Source organism: Comamonas sp. GCA5, from assembly GCF_036541385.1.
Lineage (GTDB): Bacteria > Pseudomonadota > Gammaproteobacteria > Burkholderiales > Burkholderiaceae_C > Comamonas > Comamonas aquatica.
In genome coordinates this window covers 1-17,977 of record NZ_JAZHFR010000076.1, presented here as the reverse complement: position 1 = coordinate 17,977, position 17,977 = coordinate 1, and the positions used below count along the sequence as shown (strand labels likewise).

The 17,977-nt window shown below is 65.6% G+C and carries 14 protein-coding genes and 2 pseudogenes; 6 read left to right on the top strand and 10 right to left on the bottom strand.

Annotation, left to right across the window (positions count from 1 at the left end; translation table 11 throughout):
• Positions 1-238 (top strand): annotated as a pseudogene (locus tag SJH88_RS15195) (hypothetical protein); the annotation flags it as partial.
• Between the two features lie 69 nt (positions 239-307).
• Here SJH88_RS15195 and SJH88_RS15190 read toward each other — a convergent pair.
• The 6 genes and pseudogenes from SJH88_RS15190 to SJH88_RS15165 all read right to left on the bottom strand — a co-directional run bounded on the left by SJH88_RS15190 (position 308) and on the right by SJH88_RS15165 (position 8,400).
• Positions 308-2,566 (bottom strand): hypothetical protein, encoded by a 2,259-nt coding sequence (locus tag SJH88_RS15190; protein ID WP_274754962.1) that lies wholly within the window; start codon positions 2,564-2,566, stop codon positions 308-310.
• Between the two features lie 110 nt (positions 2,567-2,676).
• Positions 2,677-4,234 (bottom strand): annotated as a pseudogene (locus SJH88_RS15185) (methyl-accepting chemotaxis protein).
• 182 nt (positions 4,235-4,416) lie between these two features.
• Complete coding sequence (gene dinB, locus SJH88_RS15180) at positions 4,417-5,619, bottom strand: DNA polymerase IV (protein WP_274754965.1); 1,203 nt, start codon at positions 5,617-5,619, stop codon at positions 4,417-4,419.
• 63 nt (positions 5,620-5,682) lie between these two features.
• Positions 5,683-6,615 carry a DMT family transporter gene (locus SJH88_RS15175; RefSeq protein WP_274754961.1) on the bottom strand — a complete coding sequence of 311 codons (933 nt, stop codon included), beginning with the start codon at positions 6,613-6,615 and terminating at the stop codon, positions 5,683-5,685.
• 219 nt (positions 6,616-6,834) lie between these two features.
• Positions 6,835-8,016 carry an alpha-hydroxy acid oxidase gene (locus tag SJH88_RS15170; RefSeq protein WP_274754960.1) on the bottom strand — a complete coding sequence of 394 codons (1,182 nt, stop codon included), beginning with the start codon at positions 8,014-8,016 and terminating at the stop codon, positions 6,835-6,837.
• A 132-nt stretch (positions 8,017-8,148) separates the two neighbouring features.
• Positions 8,149-8,400, bottom strand: coding sequence for a diguanylate cyclase domain-containing protein (locus tag SJH88_RS15165; protein ID WP_269147966.1), 252 nt, complete (start codon positions 8,398-8,400; stop codon positions 8,149-8,151).
• Between the two features lie 344 nt (positions 8,401-8,744).
• Here SJH88_RS15165 and SJH88_RS15160 point away from each other — a divergent pair, with 344 nt between their 5' ends.
• The 4 genes from SJH88_RS15160 to lldD all read left to right on the top strand — a co-directional run bounded on the left by SJH88_RS15160 (position 8,745) and on the right by lldD (position 12,516).
• On the top strand, positions 8,745-10,046 hold the full coding sequence (locus SJH88_RS15160; RefSeq protein WP_274754959.1) for an L-lactate permease: 1,302 nt from the start codon (positions 8,745-8,747) through the stop codon (positions 10,044-10,046).
• The gene (locus SJH88_RS15155; RefSeq protein ID WP_331700120.1) at positions 10,040-10,543 is read left to right on the top strand and encodes an L-lactate permease; all 504 of its coding nucleotides are present in this window, start codon (positions 10,040-10,042) and stop codon (positions 10,541-10,543) included. Before SJH88_RS15160 ends, SJH88_RS15155 begins: the two co-directional genes overlap by 7 nt.
• Before the next feature lie 69 nt (positions 10,544-10,612).
• Positions 10,613-11,380, top strand: a complete 768-nt coding sequence (lldR, locus tag SJH88_RS15150) for a transcriptional regulator LldR (protein ID WP_234686912.1) — start codon at positions 10,613-10,615, stop codon at positions 11,378-11,380.
• Positions 11,377-12,516, top strand: a complete 1,140-nt coding sequence (gene lldD / locus SJH88_RS15145) for an FMN-dependent L-lactate dehydrogenase LldD (protein ID WP_274754958.1) — start codon at positions 11,377-11,379, stop codon at positions 12,514-12,516. The genes lldR and lldD overlap by 4 nt, the downstream gene beginning before the upstream one ends.
• Before the next feature lie 32 nt (positions 12,517-12,548).
• Here lldD and pbpC read toward each other — a convergent pair whose 3' ends face one another.
• The gene (pbpC, locus tag SJH88_RS15140) at positions 12,549-14,951 is read right to left on the bottom strand and encodes a penicillin-binding protein 1C (RefSeq protein ID WP_420921746.1); all 2,403 of its coding nucleotides are present in this window, start codon (positions 14,949-14,951) and stop codon (positions 12,549-12,551) included.
• Positions 14,944-15,828 (bottom strand): endonuclease/exonuclease/phosphatase family protein, encoded by an 885-nt coding sequence (locus SJH88_RS15135; RefSeq protein WP_274754957.1) that lies wholly within the window; start codon positions 15,826-15,828, stop codon positions 14,944-14,946. The genes pbpC and SJH88_RS15135 overlap by 8 nt, the downstream gene beginning before the upstream one ends.
• Positions 15,829-15,959: 131 nt before the next feature.
• Between SJH88_RS15135 and tenA the strand changes: the two genes are divergently transcribed.
• Positions 15,960-16,634: a thiaminase II gene (gene tenA, locus SJH88_RS15130; protein WP_043380689.1), complete on the top strand. Its 675-nt coding sequence runs from the start codon at positions 15,960-15,962 to the stop codon at positions 16,632-16,634.
• Between the two features lie 144 nt (positions 16,635-16,778).
• On the opposite strand, the gene SJH88_RS15125 is transcribed toward tenA, so the two are convergent.
• Together SJH88_RS15125 and SJH88_RS15120 are read right to left on the bottom strand one after the other, a co-directional pair.
• Positions 16,779-17,090, bottom strand: coding sequence for a YciI-like protein (locus tag SJH88_RS15125; RefSeq protein WP_043380686.1), 312 nt, complete (start codon positions 17,088-17,090; stop codon positions 16,779-16,781).
• A gap of 274 nt (positions 17,091-17,364) precedes the next feature.
• Positions 17,365-17,977, bottom strand: a 613-nt coding sequence (locus tag SJH88_RS15120; RefSeq protein WP_274754956.1) for an alpha-2-macroglobulin family protein, incomplete at its 5' end; no start/stop codon positions are given.

Here is a 17,977-nt window from a genome sequence, read left to right as displayed (position 1 = left end):
GGCCGCTGCACCTGCTGCCAAGAAGGCTGCGGCTCCTGCTGCCAAGAAGGCTGCGGCTCCTGCTGCCAAGAAGGCCGCTGCACCTGCTGCCAAGAAGGCTGCGGCTCCTGCTGCCAAGAAGGCCGCTGCGTCTGCCAAGAAGGCTGCTGCGCCTGCCACAGAGACCACAGCGCCTGTGGCCAAGACCGTGCTGGCTCCCCAGGCTGCCTGGCCCTTCCCGACCGGCAACAAGCCCTAAAGCTTCCTGCCCTGCAGCGCCTGCTTGCTGCAGGCACCATAAAAAAACCGGCTCCTCGAAGCCGGTTTTTTATGCCGTGCGCACAGCGGCCGGGGCCCGCACCCAGGGCCAATCATCGCGCAGCACGATCGCATCGGCGTACACCGCATCCTGCTTGCGAATCCACAAACCGGCCGCGCTTTGCTTGAGCACATCAAGCTGCGCGGACTCCCAGCGCATGGGGGCAATCACGTTGTACTGGATCTCTGGCGCAGGTGCGGCAGACTCCTGCGTGGCGGCCTCGGCCACCGGCAGGCCCTCGTCCATCCACTGCACGCCCTGCTGCGCATCCCAGCCTTGCACCACCGGGGTGAAGGCCCGCAGCTCCAGCGTCCAGACTTCATGCTTGTGCGGGCGCAGCCAGTGCAGCTTCCAGTGGTGGGGCTCGTTGTGCTGCCCGCGCGCCAGCCATTCCAGCACCAGCCAGCCGTCGCCCGCATAGTGCGGGCAGACGCTGGGGCCCACACCGCACAGCACGGCCCCCGACTGTGTGACCAGCACGCCTTCGCAGCGCGCGGCTTCCGGCGCCCACTCGTTGTTCATGTGGTTGGTCAGCCCCCCCCACCACCATGCCGCATCGTGTGAGGCCGGCAGGCGCCAGACATAGTCGCCATCGGCGCAGGGGTGCTGGATCTGGCGCACCTCGCGCCAGCGCGGCAGCAGCTTCCACACGCCTTGCGCGTTCACGCCCACTTCCCGCCATTCGTACGCCGGGGTCCAGCCGGGCTTGGCCAGGTTGACCTCATCGGCCACCTGCAGCGGCCAGCGCCACAAGCCGCTGCTGGCATGGTTGCTGTTGTCCGGGCCACAGCCCACCAGCACCAGCAACTGCGCCCGCCCCCGCTGCAGGTGTGGGCGCATGCGCAACACCGGCCAGTGCATCTCGATCGCATTCAGTTGCTTGCCGTCCCAGACCCAGGGCACCGGCTTGGCCCCTTGCAGCGGTGACGGCCCCCAGGGGCACAGCAGCGCCCACTGGCCATCGACCACCAGGTGTTCCAGCTCCCACAACCCGGGCAGCTGGTGCTCACCCCATTGCACGGCATACGCCGGGGTCGCCCCGGGCTCGTCCTTGGCCTCGTGCACCAGGCTCCAGCTCAGGGACTGGCCCGCCACCGGCAGGCTCTGCGCCTCCCAGTGCAAGGGGTTGTGCAGATCCCGGCGCCAGCGGAACAGCCGCACCGGCAAGGGCTTGACCAGCGGGCGTCCGTCAGGCCGGTGCTGCACCCGTCCCTGCACCGCGTCTCCCACCACGCAGGCGATGCTGCGGCCATCGTGCAGGCGTTCCAGCTGCGGGGTGTCCATCTCCACACACTGCAGCAGCTCCTCGCCCTCCCAGCTCAGCGAGGGATAGCCCGCAGCTTCCTGCGGCAGGTGCAGGTTGACCGTCCAGGGCTTACGGTCCTCCGGCATCCAGTAAGACCATTGCTGCCGGCCCAGCGCCAGGCTCCACACCCCCAGGCGCATCTTGGGCTTATGCGCGCTGTCCGTGACCGGGTAACCATAGCTGGCGAAGGCCTGGCCATCCGGGCGCCAGACAAACGGGCTCTGGCTGTCAATCGTCCACTGCTGGGGCTCGCCATTGATCTGCAGTTGCCACTGCGGATGGAGCAAAGGCTCCAGCGGGTCGTCCAGCACCCGCAAGGAGATTGGCCAGTGGCGCTCCACGGCCACCTGGACCACGGCGTTGTCTTGCTGTGCGATCGCGGGTGGGATGGCCTGTGCCTGCACCGGCACACAATCAGCAGGGATCCACAGGTCGCACACCCCGACCAAGGCTTGTGCCTTGCCGCTGACGTGCTTGGCCAGCCAGGCCTCGAAGATGCCGTCGCTGAGCACATGGCGGCCTTCGGCGGCCACGCCGTTGCCCCCCTGGCTTTCACCGTTCCAGCGCGGCAGGCGCCAATGCAAATCGTCCACCAGGCTGGCTTCGGCCACGCTCATCAGCCAGCTGCAGCGGTTCTTGCGGTCCAGCAGGCGTGGTGTGGAATCCCCATACGAGCCGGTCCGAATCCAGCGGCCATCGAACGAGGTGTGAAAGTCCGATTCCCAGACGTAGGGCAAGTACACCCCATCGCTGCACAGCACATCCCCATAGATGGGACCGCCCATGCCTCGCTCGCCGCGCATGCGGAACTTCACATCGCTGTCCGGCGGAGGTGGCGGCTCGGGCTCCATGGCCACGGCGGCTGCGGGCAATGGCTTGGCACGCTGCGGTGCTGGCTGGCGCGGGCCCCGGCTTCGCACCCACCACAGCAGCAACGCCAGTATTGCCAAAATAATGAACAAAACTTGCATCCCTGCATGCTAACCAAGCTCACCGGTTTCAGCGTCTAAGTTGTTACACAAACCGGCATAAAAAAAGCAGCCCTGGGGCTGCTTGTCGGGGCCTGTCGTGCTCACGTCAGTTTGAAGAACGAGACCGAGCGCTGCAAACGCTGGGCGTTCGTGTTCAGCTGTTCCGCAGATCCCGTGGATTGCTCCACCAGGGCGGCGTTCTGCTGGGTCATGGAATCCAGGTTGGCCACGGCTTCGTTGACCTGGGCAATGCCCTGCGATTGCTCGCGCGTGGCCAGGCTGATTTCACGCACCAGGTGGCTGACGCGTTCCACAGCCTCGACCATGCCGTCAATCGTTTTACCGGCCGCCTGCATGCGCGCATTGCCGTCGTTGATGCCATCCACGGTCTGGTGGATCAGCACGCTGATTTCCTTGGCCGCCGAGGCACTGCGCTGGGCCAGGGCGCGCACTTCGCCCGCCACCACGGCAAAGCCACGGCCCTGCTCGCCGGCACGGGCCGCTTCCACGGCCGCGTTCAAGGCCAGCAGATTGGTCTGGAAGGCGATGCTTTCGATCACGCTGATGATTTCGCTCATGCGGGTCGACGATGCGCGGATGCGCTCCATGGCCCCGCCGACATCCTGGATGGCCTGTCCGCTGCGCCCCACGACCGTTTTGCTCTGGTTGCTTTCCTGCTCCATTTGCTGGGCGGTCTCGGCCGTTTGCAGCACCGTGCCGGCGATCTCTTCCATCGACGCGGCCGTCTGCTGCAGGCTGGACGATTGCGACTCCGTGCGCTTGGCCAGGTCCAGGCTGGCGTGCGCCATCTCCTTGGACATGTCGTTGAAGCCCTGGACCTCCGTCAGCACGTCTCCGACCACCGCATGCAGGTTGATCTGGATCTGGTGCAGGCGGGCCATCAGGGTGCCCACGCTGCCGGTGTAGTTGTGGCTGCAGGTACTCGACAGGTTGCAGCTGGCCATCTGGGCCGCCCAGGCACTGGCCTGCTCGATGCCGCGCACACAGCGCGACTCGAAGCGCCATGCCACCCAGGCACCGCCCAGCAGCAGCACCGCCAGGCGCGTGCCCCAGGCCGCCACGCCCTGCCAGCCCAGCACATCGGGCAGCAAGGTCAGTGCCGCCACGGTGGCCAGCATCAGCACCATGCGCGCCAGCAGGCCGACATCGCTGCGCTGCGCCCACAGGCCGCGCCAGCCCAGACGGCGCACTTCCCCGGCACGCAGGCGCATGGTTTCGGCACCGGCCTGGGCTTCCTGGTTCATCTGCACATACAGCGCCTCGGCCGCCTGGATGTCCTGGACCGCCGGCTTGGTGCGCACCGACAGATAGCCCTGGGCCGGCCCCCTCCATGATGGGGGTGACGTTGGCACGCACCCAGTAGTGGTCGCCGTTCTTGCGGCGGTTCTTCACGATGCCCGTCCAGGGGTAGCCGTTGCCGATCGTGCGCCACATGTCCTTGAACGCCCCCTCGGGCATGTCCGGGTGGCGGATCAGGTTGTGCGGCTGCCCGATCAGGTCCTCGTAGGCATAACCACTCACACGCACAAACGCCGGGTTGCAGTGCGTGATCTCGCCCTTGGTATTGGTCACCGATACCAGCAGTTCATCGCCCGGAAAATCGTAATTGTTTTGGGTAACGGGGAAATTCGCTCGCACGCTGCATCTCCAAACTAACTGACACAACTTGCACCCGCACATATTGATTTGCCATAAGCAAACCACGGCCGCGCGCAAGAAAACCTCGCATCATCGCACAACCAGGTTGCAGTTGCTCACAATTGCCACGTTTTTAAGCACCAAACCAGTGCAACCGCCCTGCCGGACCCGACCAGTGCGGGCTAAAACAGCGGCAGCGACAGCGGATCGGCGCTGCCGCCGGCCGGGCGGCGCGCACCAGGCAACGGTGGTCCATCGGCCTGGTGCGTCTGGGCATCCCAGTGCACCAGGCTGCCCACGCGCACCCCCAGCAAGCGAATGCTCTGGGCCAGTGGCACGCGCTTGAGGCACTGCCCGGCAATGCGGCGGATCGTGGCGGCATCCTGGGTGTAGTGCTCCACCGTCACCTCGCGTGTCACGCTCTTGAAATTGGCGTAGCGCAGCTTCACGCCCACCGTGCGGCCGGCATAGCCCTTGCGCTGCAGGTCCTCGGCCACGCGTTCGCACAGGCGCGTGAAGATGGCGCCCAGCTCCGCCTTGTCCTCGCGCACATGCAGGTCGCGCTCGAAGGTGGTTTCACGGCTCATGCTGACCGGCTCGCTGTGCGTGACCACCGGGCGATCATCCAGCCCATGCGACACCGCATGCAGCCAGGCCCCATACGATTTGCCGAAATGCTGCACCAGCCAGGGCAGGCTGCAGGCGGCCAGCTCACCAATCCGCTGGATGCCCAACTGCTCCAGCCGGGCACCGGCTTTGGGACCGATGCCATTGATCTTGCGGCACGGCAAGGGCCAGATGCGCGTGGCCAGGTCCTGCGGCTGGACGATGGAGATGCCATGGGGTTTTTCGAATTCGCTGGCCATCTTGGCCAGCAGCTTGTTGGGGGCCACCCCCACGGAACAGGTCAAGCCCGTCTCGGCGCGGATGGCGGCCTGGATGCGCGCGGCCAGCACGCGCCCACCCTCGTCCTGGCCGCCGGGCACCTCAGTGAAGTCGATGTAGACCTCGTCTACGCCGCGGTCCTCCATCACCGGCGCGATGGAGAGGATGACCTGCTTGAAGGCGCGCGAAAACTGGCGGTAGCGCGCAAAGTCGATGGGCAGCAGGATGGCCTGCGGACACAGGCGCGCCGCCTTCATCATGCCCATGGCCGAGCCCACGCCGAACTGCCGCGCAGGGTAGGTGGCGGTGGTGATCACGCCGCGCCCCACATAGCCGCCCAGGCGCGCAAAAGCCTCGACGGGAATGGCCGCCAGCGTGCCCCAACGGTCCAGCAGGGCCTGTTCATGCTCGGGCGTGTGGCGGCTGCCGCCGATCACCACCGGCAGGCCCTGCAGCTGCGGGTAGCGCAGCAGTTCCACGGACGCAAAGAAGGCGTCCATGTCCAGATGGGCGATACGGCGGGGCAGGTCGGCAGGGCTCACCGCCCTATTGTCGCCAGAGTTTCAGACCCCTTGCAGGCAGATCAGGACCAGGCCCAGCACCATCAGCGCCATGCCCAGCAGCTCGGCGCGTTTGAACTGCTCGCTGAGCATGCGGCGCGACACCAGGTAGCTGAAGACCACCTCCACCATGCCCAGGGTGCGCACCGCCGCCGCGCTTTGCATGGCATAGGCGGTGAACCAGGCCAGCGAGGCCGCCGCCCCCATGGAGCCGGCCAGCAGCGAGATGCGCCAGGCCCGGAAGATGGGCCGGATGCCCTGCGGCGTCTTGAAGGCCACCCAGGCCCCCAGCACGATGCTTTGCAGGGTCTGGGCCACCAGCACGCCCCAGGCGCCCGACAGCCACGGCGTCTGCGCCTGCAGCGCCAGCGCACCGCCGCGAAAGCCGATGACCGCAATCGCAAAGCACGCCCCACAGGCCAAGCCGTACAGCGCCGACTTGCTGAACCAGGCCTGCAGCGACAGCAGCTGCCCGCGCGGCGGCAGCGACAGCAGCAGCACCCCGACGGTGGCAATCACCATGGCCGCCAGTGCCAGGGCCGTGGGCAGCTCGTGCAGGAACACGGCCCCGAACAGGGCGACCTGCAGGATCTCGGTCTTGGACAGCGTGACCGCCACGGCGAAATTGCGTTCCTTCATGGCCAGCAGCAGCGCCGCCGTGGCCGCCACCTGGAACACCGCGCCCAGCGTGATCCAGGCCAGGTAGGCGGCGCTGAAATGCGGTAGCGCCGGGGGCTGCGCCGGCAGCACGTACAGCAGCAGCAGGAACACGGCCGCAAACGGCAGGCCGTACAGAAAGCGCACCAGCGTGGCGGGCAGCGTGCCCAGCTGCTGGGTCAGGCTGCGCTGGGCCGTGTTGCGCACGGTCTGGGCCAGGGCCGCAAACAGGGTGATGGGCACCCACAGCCACATCCAGGAAACAAGCGATTCAGACATGGGCTGGCAGCATACGGCGCGGGGGCCAGGGCGTCTCGCGCCGATTGGCGACGGCGGGCACAGCCAGCAACGACAGATAAAAAAGAAGCGGCTGGCGCTTGCCAGACCTTGGTTTCAGATACTTTTTACATTGAAACCCAGCCTGCACAAGCGCCAGCCGCTCTTTTTTCAATATGCCCACCCACCTGCCACGCAGCGCGGCAGGTACCGGCGCACGGCTCAGCCGCGGTCGTGCCAGGGCTGGGGGTAGGTGCCGGGCAGCAGGATGTCGGTGCCCACGTTGTTGATGTTGGTGTGGCCGCAGAAGGCCATGGTGGTGTCCAGTTCCTTCTGGATGATCTGCAGCGCGCGGGTCACGCCGTCCTGGCCGAAGGCCCCCAGACCGTACAGGAAACTGCGCCCGATCAGGGTGCCCTGGGCGCCCAGCGCGCGCGCCTTGAGCACGTCCTGGCCGCTGCGGATGCCGCCGTCCATCCACACTTCGATGTCCTGGCCCACGGCCTGCGCAATCGCGGGCAGGGCCTCGATCGACGACGGCGCGCCATCCAGCTGGCGGCCGCCGTGGTTGCTGACGATCAGCGCGTCCGCACCGCTTTGCGCGGCCAAGCGGGCATCTTCCACATCCATGATGCCCTTGAGGATGAGCTTGCCGCCCCAGCGCTTTTTGATCCACTCCACGTCGCCCCAGTTCAGGCGCGGGTCGAACTGGTCGGCCGTCCACGACGACAGCGAGGACATGTCGGCCACGCCGTCCACATGGCCGACGATGTTGCCGAAGCTGCGGCGCCGGGTGCCCAGCATGCCCAGGCACCAGCGGGGCTTGGTGGCCAGGTTGATCAGGTTGGCCAGCGTGGGCTTGGGCGGGGTCGACAGGCCGTTCTTGATGTCCTTGTGGCGCTGGCCCAGGATCTGCAGGTCCAGCGTCAGCTGCAGCGCCGAGCAGTTGGCCGCCTTGGCGCGGTCGATCAGGCGCTCCATGAAGCCGCGGTCACGCATCACATACAGCTGGAACCAGAAGGGGTGGCGGTCGGTGTGGGTGGCAATGTCTTCCAGCGAGCAGATGCTCATGGTCGACAGCGTGAAGGGGATGCCGAAGGCCTTGGCCGCCTTGGCCGCCAGGATCTCGCCATCCGCGTGCTGCATGCCCGTCAGGCCCGTGGGCGCGATCGCCACCGGCATGGCCACGTCCTGGCCGACCATGGTGGTGCGCGTGCTGCGCCCTTCCATATTCACCGCCACGCGCTGGCGCAGCTTGATCTTCTGGAACTCTGCCTCGTTGGCGCGGTAGGTGCCCTGGGTGTACGAGCCCGAATCGGCATAGTCATAAAACATGCGCGGCACGCGGCGCTGGGCGATCACGCGCAGGTCTTCAATACAGGTTATTTTGGACAGGTCAGCCACAGGTCAGCCCTTCTTCATTCAGTCATTGCAGTCATGGCGCATATCGTAGTGCGTCGTCATGCACTCCAAGCCCTGCCACCACCCAGCCTGGGCATGCACACCGTGCGCAAGCAAGATGGCGAAAAGTGTGGCTTACGCCTTGGGGCCGACGACCGCCTGTGCGGCGACTTCCGCCCGCGCCAGCAACGCAGCCTCTGCGTGGACCTGGTACAAGCGAATCTGGTGGCGCCCGGCCTGCTTGGACGCGTACATCGCCGTATCGGCACAGTGCAGCAGCGCATCCCACTGCAGGGCATGGTCGGGGTACAGCGCCACACCACCGCTGGCGTGCAGCACCTTCTCGACCATGGAGCAAAGGGCGCTTGTTTTTAAGCAGCCAATCATCCTGGACTTGACACTTAGATGCAGCGCAATGCCTGTGCTGCATTTTTTAAACGCTGCATTACCGAAAGCCATCGATGGGGTGCCAAAGCGGGCTTATGCAATCGCACTCCCTACGTGTGGATAAGCGTTGAACTTGCACACCGATTGGTATGACCAATCAACAAAAAACAAGGGTAAACCACGAAAAAACAGACAAAAACCGTTTAATAGAGTCCATGTAATGACTTTTACAATCTGCAGTTCAACATTAAATAATATTGGTACGACCAATTAAAACTATGCAAAGGTGACGTGGCATTCATAAGCCACGCGCCCGTGCGCAGCCACCCTTGGAGACATCACACATGAATATTGGACACACGCTTTTAGCCCTCACCCCGATTGCGGTGGTGTTTCTTTTGATGGTGGTTTTAGGGCGGTCGGCCAAACTCTCCATGAGTTCGGCCTACTTGGTCACAGCACTGCTGGCACTGTTTGTGTGGCAGGCGCCGGGTGCGGTAATCGCGGCCGCCACCATCAACGGAGTGGTAACGGCCATCACCTTGCTGTTTATCGTTTTCGGTGCAGTGTTGCTGCTCAACACCCTCAAAGAAAGCGGTGCACTGCTGGCCATTCGCCAAGGCTTCATGGATGTCTCTCCTGACCGCCGCGTGCAAGTCATCATCGTGGCGTGGCTGTTTGGTTCGCTGATTGAAGGCTCGTCGGGCTTTGGCACGCCTTCTGCCGTGGGCGCTCCTTTGCTGCTGGCCCTGGGCTTCCCAGCCATGGCTGCGGTTATGGCGGTGCTGGTCATCCAGTCCACCCCTGTGTCCTTTGGCGCGGTAGGTACCCCCATGCTGGTGGGCGTGCGTTCGGGCATTGACAACAAGACCGATGTAGCGCAATTGCTGGCCCCCATGCAACCGCTGGAGTACCTGCAGCAAATCGTGGAAAACGTGGCCATGGTTCACGCGCTGGTGGGTTTCGTGATTCCGCTGATTCTGTGCGGCATGCTCACCCGCTTCTTCGGTGCCCAACAATCCTTCACCGAAGGCCTCAAAGCTTGGAAATTTGCACTGTTTGCCGGCGTGGCCTTCACCCTGCCGTACTACCTGATTGCCCGCGTATTAGGCCCTGAGTTCCCCTCGATGGTCGGTGCACTGGTGGGTCTGGTCATCGTGATCAGCGCTGCCAAAAAAGGCTTCTTGGTTCCCAAACAAAGCTTTGACTTTCCTCCCCGTGCAGCGTGGGAGCAAAAGTGGCTGGGCACCGTCTCTAACGATGCTGACAGCTCTGCGACCAGCGCTGCCAAGTTCTCGGTGCTGCGTGCGTTTTCGCCCTATGTGCTGGTGGTTGCCCTGCTGATCCTCACCCGCACCGTGGCACCGCTGAAGGCCTTTTTGACCGGCCCTTTGACCACGCTGAAGATTCCTGCGCTGTTTGGCACCAATATCTCGCCCTCGGCACAGTTCCTGTACTCGCCCGGTTTCATCCTGATCCTGGCATCGCTGGCCTGCATCTTGATCTTCAGCATGAAGCAAGGCCAATATGGTCGCGCTGTGAAGTCTTCCGCACACACCATGGTGGAGGCGCGCCCGCCCTGCTGCTGGCCGTGCCGATGGTGCAGGTGTTCATCAATTCCGCATCGGCTGACGGCTCCATGCTGAGCATGCCTTTGGTGCTGGCACAGGGTGCCGCCGCCCTGGCCGGCAATGCATGGCCCAACGTGTCGCCTTGGGTGGGTAGCCTGGGTGCATTCATTGCAGGCTCCAACACCGTCAGCAACATGATGTTCGCGTACTTCCAGTTCTCTACGGCACAGCAAATTGCCCTGAATCTGGACCAGTCCGCCGTCGTCGTGGCATTGCAAGCGGTGGGCGGTGCTGCAGGCAACATGATCTGCGTGCACAACGTGGTCGCTGCGGGCGCTGTGGTGGGCATGATGAACCGTGAAGGTGAAGTCATCCGCAAGACCTTGGTTCCTATGGCCTACTACTGCATTCAAGCGGGCTTGATTGGCCAAGCGCTCATCACCGGTAGCCTGGGTTGGTGGATAGCTGCTGCCGTGTGGCTGGTGGTGGTGCTGGCGGCCCTGTCGATGACCAAGGGCAAGCCTTTGGCAGCTGGCGGGCACCAAGGCCAAAACCTGGCCGCTGCGCGCTAAAGCAGCTGCCTCGGCTATCTCGACGGGATCAACGAATTCGCTGTGGGCATTATGGACAGAGTCAGCAACATGCGAATTTCCGATCAGATAGCCGAGCAGCTCCACACCCTCATTCAGCAGCGCCAGCTGCAGCCCGGCCAGCGTCTGCCCGCCGAGCGACAGCTGGCCGAAGAACTGGGTGTGTCGCGCACCGCACTGCGCGAAGCCATTCAAAAACTCTCCAGCCGCGGCATGCTGGAGAGCCGTATCGGGGCTGGCACCTTTGTGCAAACCCCGCCCAGCCAGCCCAACTGGCATGAGCAGGTCATCTCCCCGCTGGTTCCCCTGATGCGCGATGACCCCCAGTACCGCTACGATGTACTGGAAACCCGCCAAAGCTTGGAAGTCAGCACCGCCTGGCATGCGGCCCAGCGCGCAACCGCCCAGGACAAGACGCGCATTCAGCGCAGCTTTGACGCTTTGCTGCACTACCAGCACCTGCAAGATACCGAAGCCTCTGCGAATGCCGATGCGCAGTTCCATCTGGCGATTGCGGAGGCTTCCCACAATGCCGTCATCGTGCAAGTCATGCGCAGCCTGTTTGAGCTGATGCTCAACACCGTGGCCGAAAACCGCCGCCTGATGTTTGTGCATGACAACACCAAAGTGCTGGAGCAACTGACGCAACAGCACTACCAGCTCATGCAAGCCATTTTGAATGGCGAGCCGGAGCAAGCCCGCAGCGTGATCAGCGATCACCTGAATTTTGTCCACGACAAACTCACCCAAGCCGATGCAGACACGGCCCGGCTTCAGCGCCTGGGACGCCTTTCACCTTCTGTTGCGACCTCGTCATGATTATTTCCTCCACCACCGACTACCGTGCTGCGGCACAAAAGCGTTTGCCTCCGTTTCTGTTTCACTACATTGACGGTGGTGCTTACGCAGAAAAAACACTGGCCCGCAACGTGGATGACTTGGCCAACGTGGCCCTGCGCCAGCGCGTGCTCAAAGACATGAGCCAGCTGGACACCAGCATTGAGCTGTTTGGCGAAAAGCTATCGATGCCCATAACACTGGCCCCCGTCGGCCTGACGGGCATGTTCGCGCGCCGCGGTGAAGTGCAGGCCGCCATGGCCGCTGACCAAAAAGACATTCCCTTCACCATGTCCAGCGTCTCGGTCTGCCCGATCGAGGAGGTTGCCCCCAAGCTCAACCGCCCCATGTGGTTCCAGCTGTACGTGCTCAAAGACCGCGGCTTCATGAAAAACGCGCTGGAACGCGCGCAGGCGGCCGGCGTTTCCACCCTGGTATTCACGGTCGACATGCCCGTGCCGGGAGCGCGCTACCGCGACGCACACTCTGGCATGAGCGGCCCCAACGCGGCCATGCGCCGCTATGTGCAGTCCGTGCTGCACCCACAGTGGGCGCTGGACGTTGGCCTGCTGGGCCGCCCCCACACCCTGGGCAACATCTCCACCTACATGGGCAAAAACGTCAGCCTGGAAGACTACATGGGCTATCTGGGGGCCAACTTTGACCCCTCCATCTCCTGGAAAGACCTGGAATGGATTCGCGATTCCTGGAAGGGGCCCATGGTCATCAAGGGCATTCTGGACGCGGAAGATGCCAAGGATGCCGTGCGCTTTGGTGCCGACGGCATCATCGTCTCCAACCACGGCGGCCGCCAGCTTGATGGCGTGCTGTCATCGGCCAGCGCCCTGCCCGCGATTGCTGACGCGGTCAAAGGCCAGATCAAGATCTTGGCCGACTCGGGCATCCGCAACGGGCTGGACATTGTGCGCATGCTGGCACTGGGCGCAGACTGCACGATGATTGGCCGCGCTTTCATCTACGCCCTGGCTGCCGAAGGCGGCGCGGGCGTGACCAACTTGCTGAACCTGCTGGAAAAAGAAATGCGCGTGGCCATGACGCTGACCAGCGTGAAAAACGTGGCCGAGATCACCGGCGACTTGCTGGTGCGCGAGCGCTGATTCTCTGCGTCCCATTGGGCCGCACCACGCCCTCAGCGCGAACGTGCTGAAGATGCAGGTGAAGGTGCCACCTGTTGTGGCTGACGGGCCCCTGCACCGCGCACTTCCAGTTCCACACTGTCTTGCAACTGGTCTGCGGCATCCCGCAGCTCCAGCCGGTGGCGCCCCGGCCAAGGCAACCACGCCACAGGGCTGCCACGCCCCAACTCCTGGCGCACGGTTTCCGCGTGCGGCTGGCGCGTCACCAACTGCCAGCGCAGCCCCTGCGGCTGCCAACCGGCACTGCCCGCCCCCATAGGCCGGGCCTGCAGCTGCACCCGCTGGTGCTGGGGTGGAATGTCGGGGTCCAGCGCCAAAATGGTGCCGCTGACCGGCTGCGCAATCTGGGCATGCACGGCAGGCAACACATTTTTGATAGCTGCTTGCGCTTGATTCTTAGTCTTTTCAGATACTTTCATACCTGTATTGCTTGAATCTCTAGCGCTAGCAGCTTCACCTTCTATAGCAAACACCGACTGCTGCGTTCCCTCCAGAAACCACTCCTTGCGTCCCGGCTCTAGCGCCGCAGCACCCGCAGCCGCCACAAATTGCACCGCCTGCGGGCGCAAGCCTGGGGGCACTGACGGTGCACGGCTGGGCAGCCGCGCATGCAGCGCGGCCATGATGTCGGCCCAGATGGGCGCTGCACCGCTGCTGCCACTGACGCTATGCATGGCCTCGCCCGAGGCATTGCCCACCCACACGCCCACGGTGTAGCGCTGCGACCAGCCCACCGCCCAGTTGTCGCGCATGTCTTTGCTGGTGCCGGTTTTCACCGCCGTCCAAAACCGTGTGGCCAGCACGCTATCCAGCCCAAAGGTGCTGGCGCGGGCTTGGGCGTCCGACAATATATCGCCCACCACAAATGCAGCTTGCGGCGACAGCACCTGCACCGGCTTGGCGCGCGGCGCTGCACCCAAAACCGCAGGTGCCACGGGCGCAAACTGGCCGCCGTTGGCCAAGGCCCGGTAGGCATTCGTCAGATGCAGCAGCGGCACTTCTGCGCTGCCCAGCGCCAAGCTGTAGCCGTAATACCCGGCGTTTTCACGCAGCGGCAGTCCCAGCTGGCGCAGCTGGTTAAAAAACGCGTCCGGCGTCACCATCACCAGGGTGCGCACGGCAGGCACGTTCAGCGACCCTGCCAGGGCCGAGCGCACGGACACCCAGCCCTTGAACTTGCGGTCGTAGTTCTGCGGGATGTACAGGCCGGACGGCGTGGCGATGTGCGCGGGCGAGTCCTCCAGCAAGGAAGCTGCCGTCACCCGCCCTTCCTGCAGCGCCTGGGCATACAGGAAAGGCTTGAGCGTGGAGCCCGGTTGGCGCCAGGCCAGCACACCGTCGACCTCGGCAGCCTGGCTCAGCCCGCCCGACGAGCCCACCCAGGCCAGCACCTGGCCGCTGGCGTTGTCCAGCACCAGCACGGCGCCGTCCTCGACATTGCGACCCTGCAGCTCACGCAGGTGACGCTGCAGGCTTTCGACCGCCAGGCGCTGTACCGGGGCACTGACGGTGGTCGTCACCCGGGCGGACGGGGCCTGTGCCGCCTCGCGCTGCGACTGCCAGACGCGCTGGGCCCAGTGCGGGGCCAGGCCCTCGCTGGCCGGCCACAGCCGCGCACGCAGGCTCTGCTGCGTGCGCCATTCAATCGCACCGCAGTCTGCGGCCGGCGGCGCGGCACGCGACTCCCAGGCCTGCATGTCCTGCCAGACCCCGCAGGCCCGCTGGGCCACCACCTCGGGGCTGGCGTTCGGGCCCCGCACCAGGGCGGCGGCGATCGCGGCCTCGACCGCGTCCAGGCCGTGCGCGGCCTTGCCAAACAGGCTGCGGCTGAGGGCATCGATGCCCACCAGCTCGCCCCGGAGGGGCAGCAGATTCAAGTAGGCCTCGAGGATCTGGTCCTTGCGCCACTGGCGCTCCAACTGCGTGGCGGCCACGGCCTGGCCCAGCTTCTGCCCCACGCTGCGCCCCTGGTTGCTGGCACGCCAGTCCTCGTCCAGCAAGCCGGCCAGCTGCATGGTGATGGTGCTGGCCCCGCGCGTGCGGCGGTGCCACAGCTGGCCCCAGGCGGCGGCCGACACAGCCTTCCAGTCCACGCCGCTGTGGGCGTAGAAGCGCTTGTCCTCGCTGACCAACAAGGCCATGCGCAGCGCGGGCGAGGTGTCGCTCAGCGCCACCCACTGGCCACGGCGCACCTGCAGGTCGGTGCGCAGGCGCTGCAGCAGCTCGCCCTCGCGCGACAGGATGTAGGTTTCCGATGGCTGAAAACCGCGGCGCACCTCTTGCGGGCTGGGCAGGGCCTGGGCCACCAGCGGCACCAGCAGGCAGCCCAGCCAGAGCAGGCTGCGACGGCAGGCCCGGAGGCTGCGCGGCAGCCCCTGCAGTCCGGAACTACGCACCGAGGACAACGCGCACGGGCTGGTGGTCCGACGCCTGGGTCTGGCCTTCCACGTCCAGGCTGCGCACCTGCGCGCGCAGGCTGTCGCTGAGCCAGACGAAATCGCAGGCCACGGGATCGGGGCCATAGGTCCGGTCAAACAGCTTGAAGGTGGGCGGCTGGGGTGCCTGGGGCGACAGCACCCGCCAGGCATCGTGCCAGCGGGCCCCCACGACCTGTTCGGGCCAGCCGGCATCAAGGCATTCGATCACGCCGGCCTGGGAGCCCATGGCTTCGTACTCGGGCTCATGGGCCTCGAAATTGAAATCCCCGCAGAGCACCGCATGCGGCGTGTGGGCCTTGGTCTGGAAGGGCGAGCCATCCTGCGCGGGCTGCGGCGCCCAGCACAGCTGGGACAGGGCCTCCAGGTGCAGGCGGCGCAGGTAGCGCACCTGCGACATGCGCTGGCGCTTGGAGTAGTACTCCAGGTGCGTCGTCAGCACGCGCACGGCGCCCAGCTGCGGGTCCTGCACCGTGACCTGGGTGCACATGCGGGGCATGCTGCGCACGCCAGCGTCGGCCGGATAAGGCAGGGGGTAGTGCTGCACTTGCAGCACCGGCAGGCGCGTGGCGATCAGGTTGCCAAAACGCTGGCGGCCGGCCGGCGTCCATTCGTCCACGGCCGCGCCAAAGAAGACCTGCCAGTCCGGCAGCAGGGCCTGCAGCTGCGCCACCTGGTCGCCGGGCTGGCCTGCCAGCTGCGGGTAGTTCACCGCGATTTCCTGCAGGCAGAGCACATCGCAGGGACCCAGGGCCTGCACCGCCTGCACGATGCGCGCAGGATCGGAACGCCCATCCAGGCCACAGCACCATTGGGTATTCCAGGTCACTAAATGCATGATGATCTCTCTGTCGGCAATCTGTCGTCGGCCGCTGGCGGGCGGTGCACCGTCCGGGCCCTGGCCACAGGCCGGGCGCGGGCACGCCCCTTGGCGGCATGGTTTGACATTGTGTGCATATTTTCTGTCTTATGAGCAACTCTTCCACATTCAGCCAGCAGGCCTGGCAACAGAACCTGGCCTTGTTCGAGGCCACGCTGGCCCTGCCCTTCAACCAGACCCTGGCCGATGGCAGCCTGCCGCGCGACGTGTTCCAGCACTACATGATCCAGGACGCGCACTACCTGGTCGCCTTTGGCCGCGCCCTGGCCGTGGCCGCGGCCAAGGCCGACGATGCGCCGGGCGTGGTGCAGTTTGCCGCCGCCGCCCAGGAGGCCGTGGTGGCCGAGCGGGAGCTGCACCACAGCTTCATGCAGGCATACGCCGTGAGCGCCGAGCAGTTTGCCCGCACGCCGCTGTCGCCGACCTGCCACCACTATTGCCACTTCCTGCAGTCCGTGGCCTGGAGCCGTTCCTACCCCGTCGCACTGGCGGCCCTGCTGCCCTGCTTCTGGATCTATGCCGAAGTCGGCGTGCACCTGCAGGCGCGCAGCGTGGCGCACAACCCCTACCAGGGCTGGATCGACACCTATGGCGGGGACGAGTTCCACGCCCATGTGCGCGCCGTGCGCGCCACCGTGGATGCCGTGGCCGCACAGGCCGATGCCCGCACGCTGGCCGAGATGCACGCGGCCTACACCGACGCCGCGCGGCTGGAGTGGATGTTCTGGGACAGCGCCTACCGCCTGCAGACCTGGCCCTGCTGAGCCACGCGGGCAAACACCGCGCAAAAAAAGAGCGCGTGGCGCTCGTTCTACAAGGGTTTCAGCATCGAATGCATCGCAAACCTTGTTTGAACGCGCGCCATGCGCTCTTTATATCGAAGCGACTGGGGCGGACCCCAGCAACCCTCAGGCCGGCTTGGCCGGGTACACCGGCGTGCTGGCCGTGGCGCCCAGCACCGTGCTCCAGGGCTGGATGGTGTGGCTGCGCACCAGGCCGTGCTGGAAGTAGGGGTCGGCCTGCACGAAGTCCTCCACTGTCTGCGCGCTGTCGCAGACAAACACCAGCACCGCGCTGTGTGCCGGGGCACCCACGGTGCCGCCCAGCAGCAGCTGGCCGCGCTCATGCGCCTCCCAGCCCAGGCGCAGGTGCTGGTCGCGGTAGGCGCCGCGGCGCTCCAGGTAATCGTCGGTGTAGTGGTAGGTCAGCAGGTAATGCATGGCAGGCCGTTCGCAGCAGGCGGTGAAAAGAAAGCAAGGGTACCGGGAGGGGATTGTCGGGGCCCGTGCGGGTCCGGTCCGTCGCGGGATCGACAGCAGGGCCAAGGCCCTCCAAACGTGTGGACGCTGGGCCCAGGCGGGCCGTGGGATGCGCATGAGCGGACGAGCGGCCAAGCGCCCACCGCAGACATGGCCGTCGCCACGGCGCGACGGGGCCGTGCCACAGACCATCCCAGGCCCACGCCCGCAGGCCCGGGGTGCATCAGCAGCATGCTCAGGGCTGCGCCACCTTCCAGCGGGCGTTCGGCAGCTCGCCAAACATCTCGGGGGCGTACAAGGCCTCGGCCCGCGTGGGCGGCAGCGCAAAGTCGCCGGCGTTGTTCAGGCGCAGCGTGTACTCGACCACGCTGGTGCCCTTGGGCAGGTAGTCCCAGTACGCACGGTAGCTGTCCTGACCACGCTCCACGAAGGCCGGCCAGGCCCCTTCTGCGCCCTTGCCTTCACCCTGCTGCGCCACGATGGAATCGCGCCCCAGGCCGTTGCCCAGGATGGTGGCACCGGCCGGGATCGGGTCGCTCAGCGCCACCCAGGTCATGTCCGCGCTGGCCTGCACCTCCAGGCGCACGCGCACCACGTCGCCGCGCTGCCAGCGCTGGGCGTCAGCCCCCTGCACGGCGGTCACGGTCTTGCGCAGCACATAGCCGGCATTCAGCGGCTGGGTGCGCGGCACGGCAGCCACGGACTGCAGGGCCACCCAGGGCTTGCCTGTGCCGCGGTGCTGCACATTGAGCTGGCCCAGACGGCGCTCGCCCCAGGGCAGGAACAGCGTGCGCGGTGGCAGGCCCTCGGTCAGCCCGGCGCCGCTGCCCACGGGCAGCGCGGTGGCG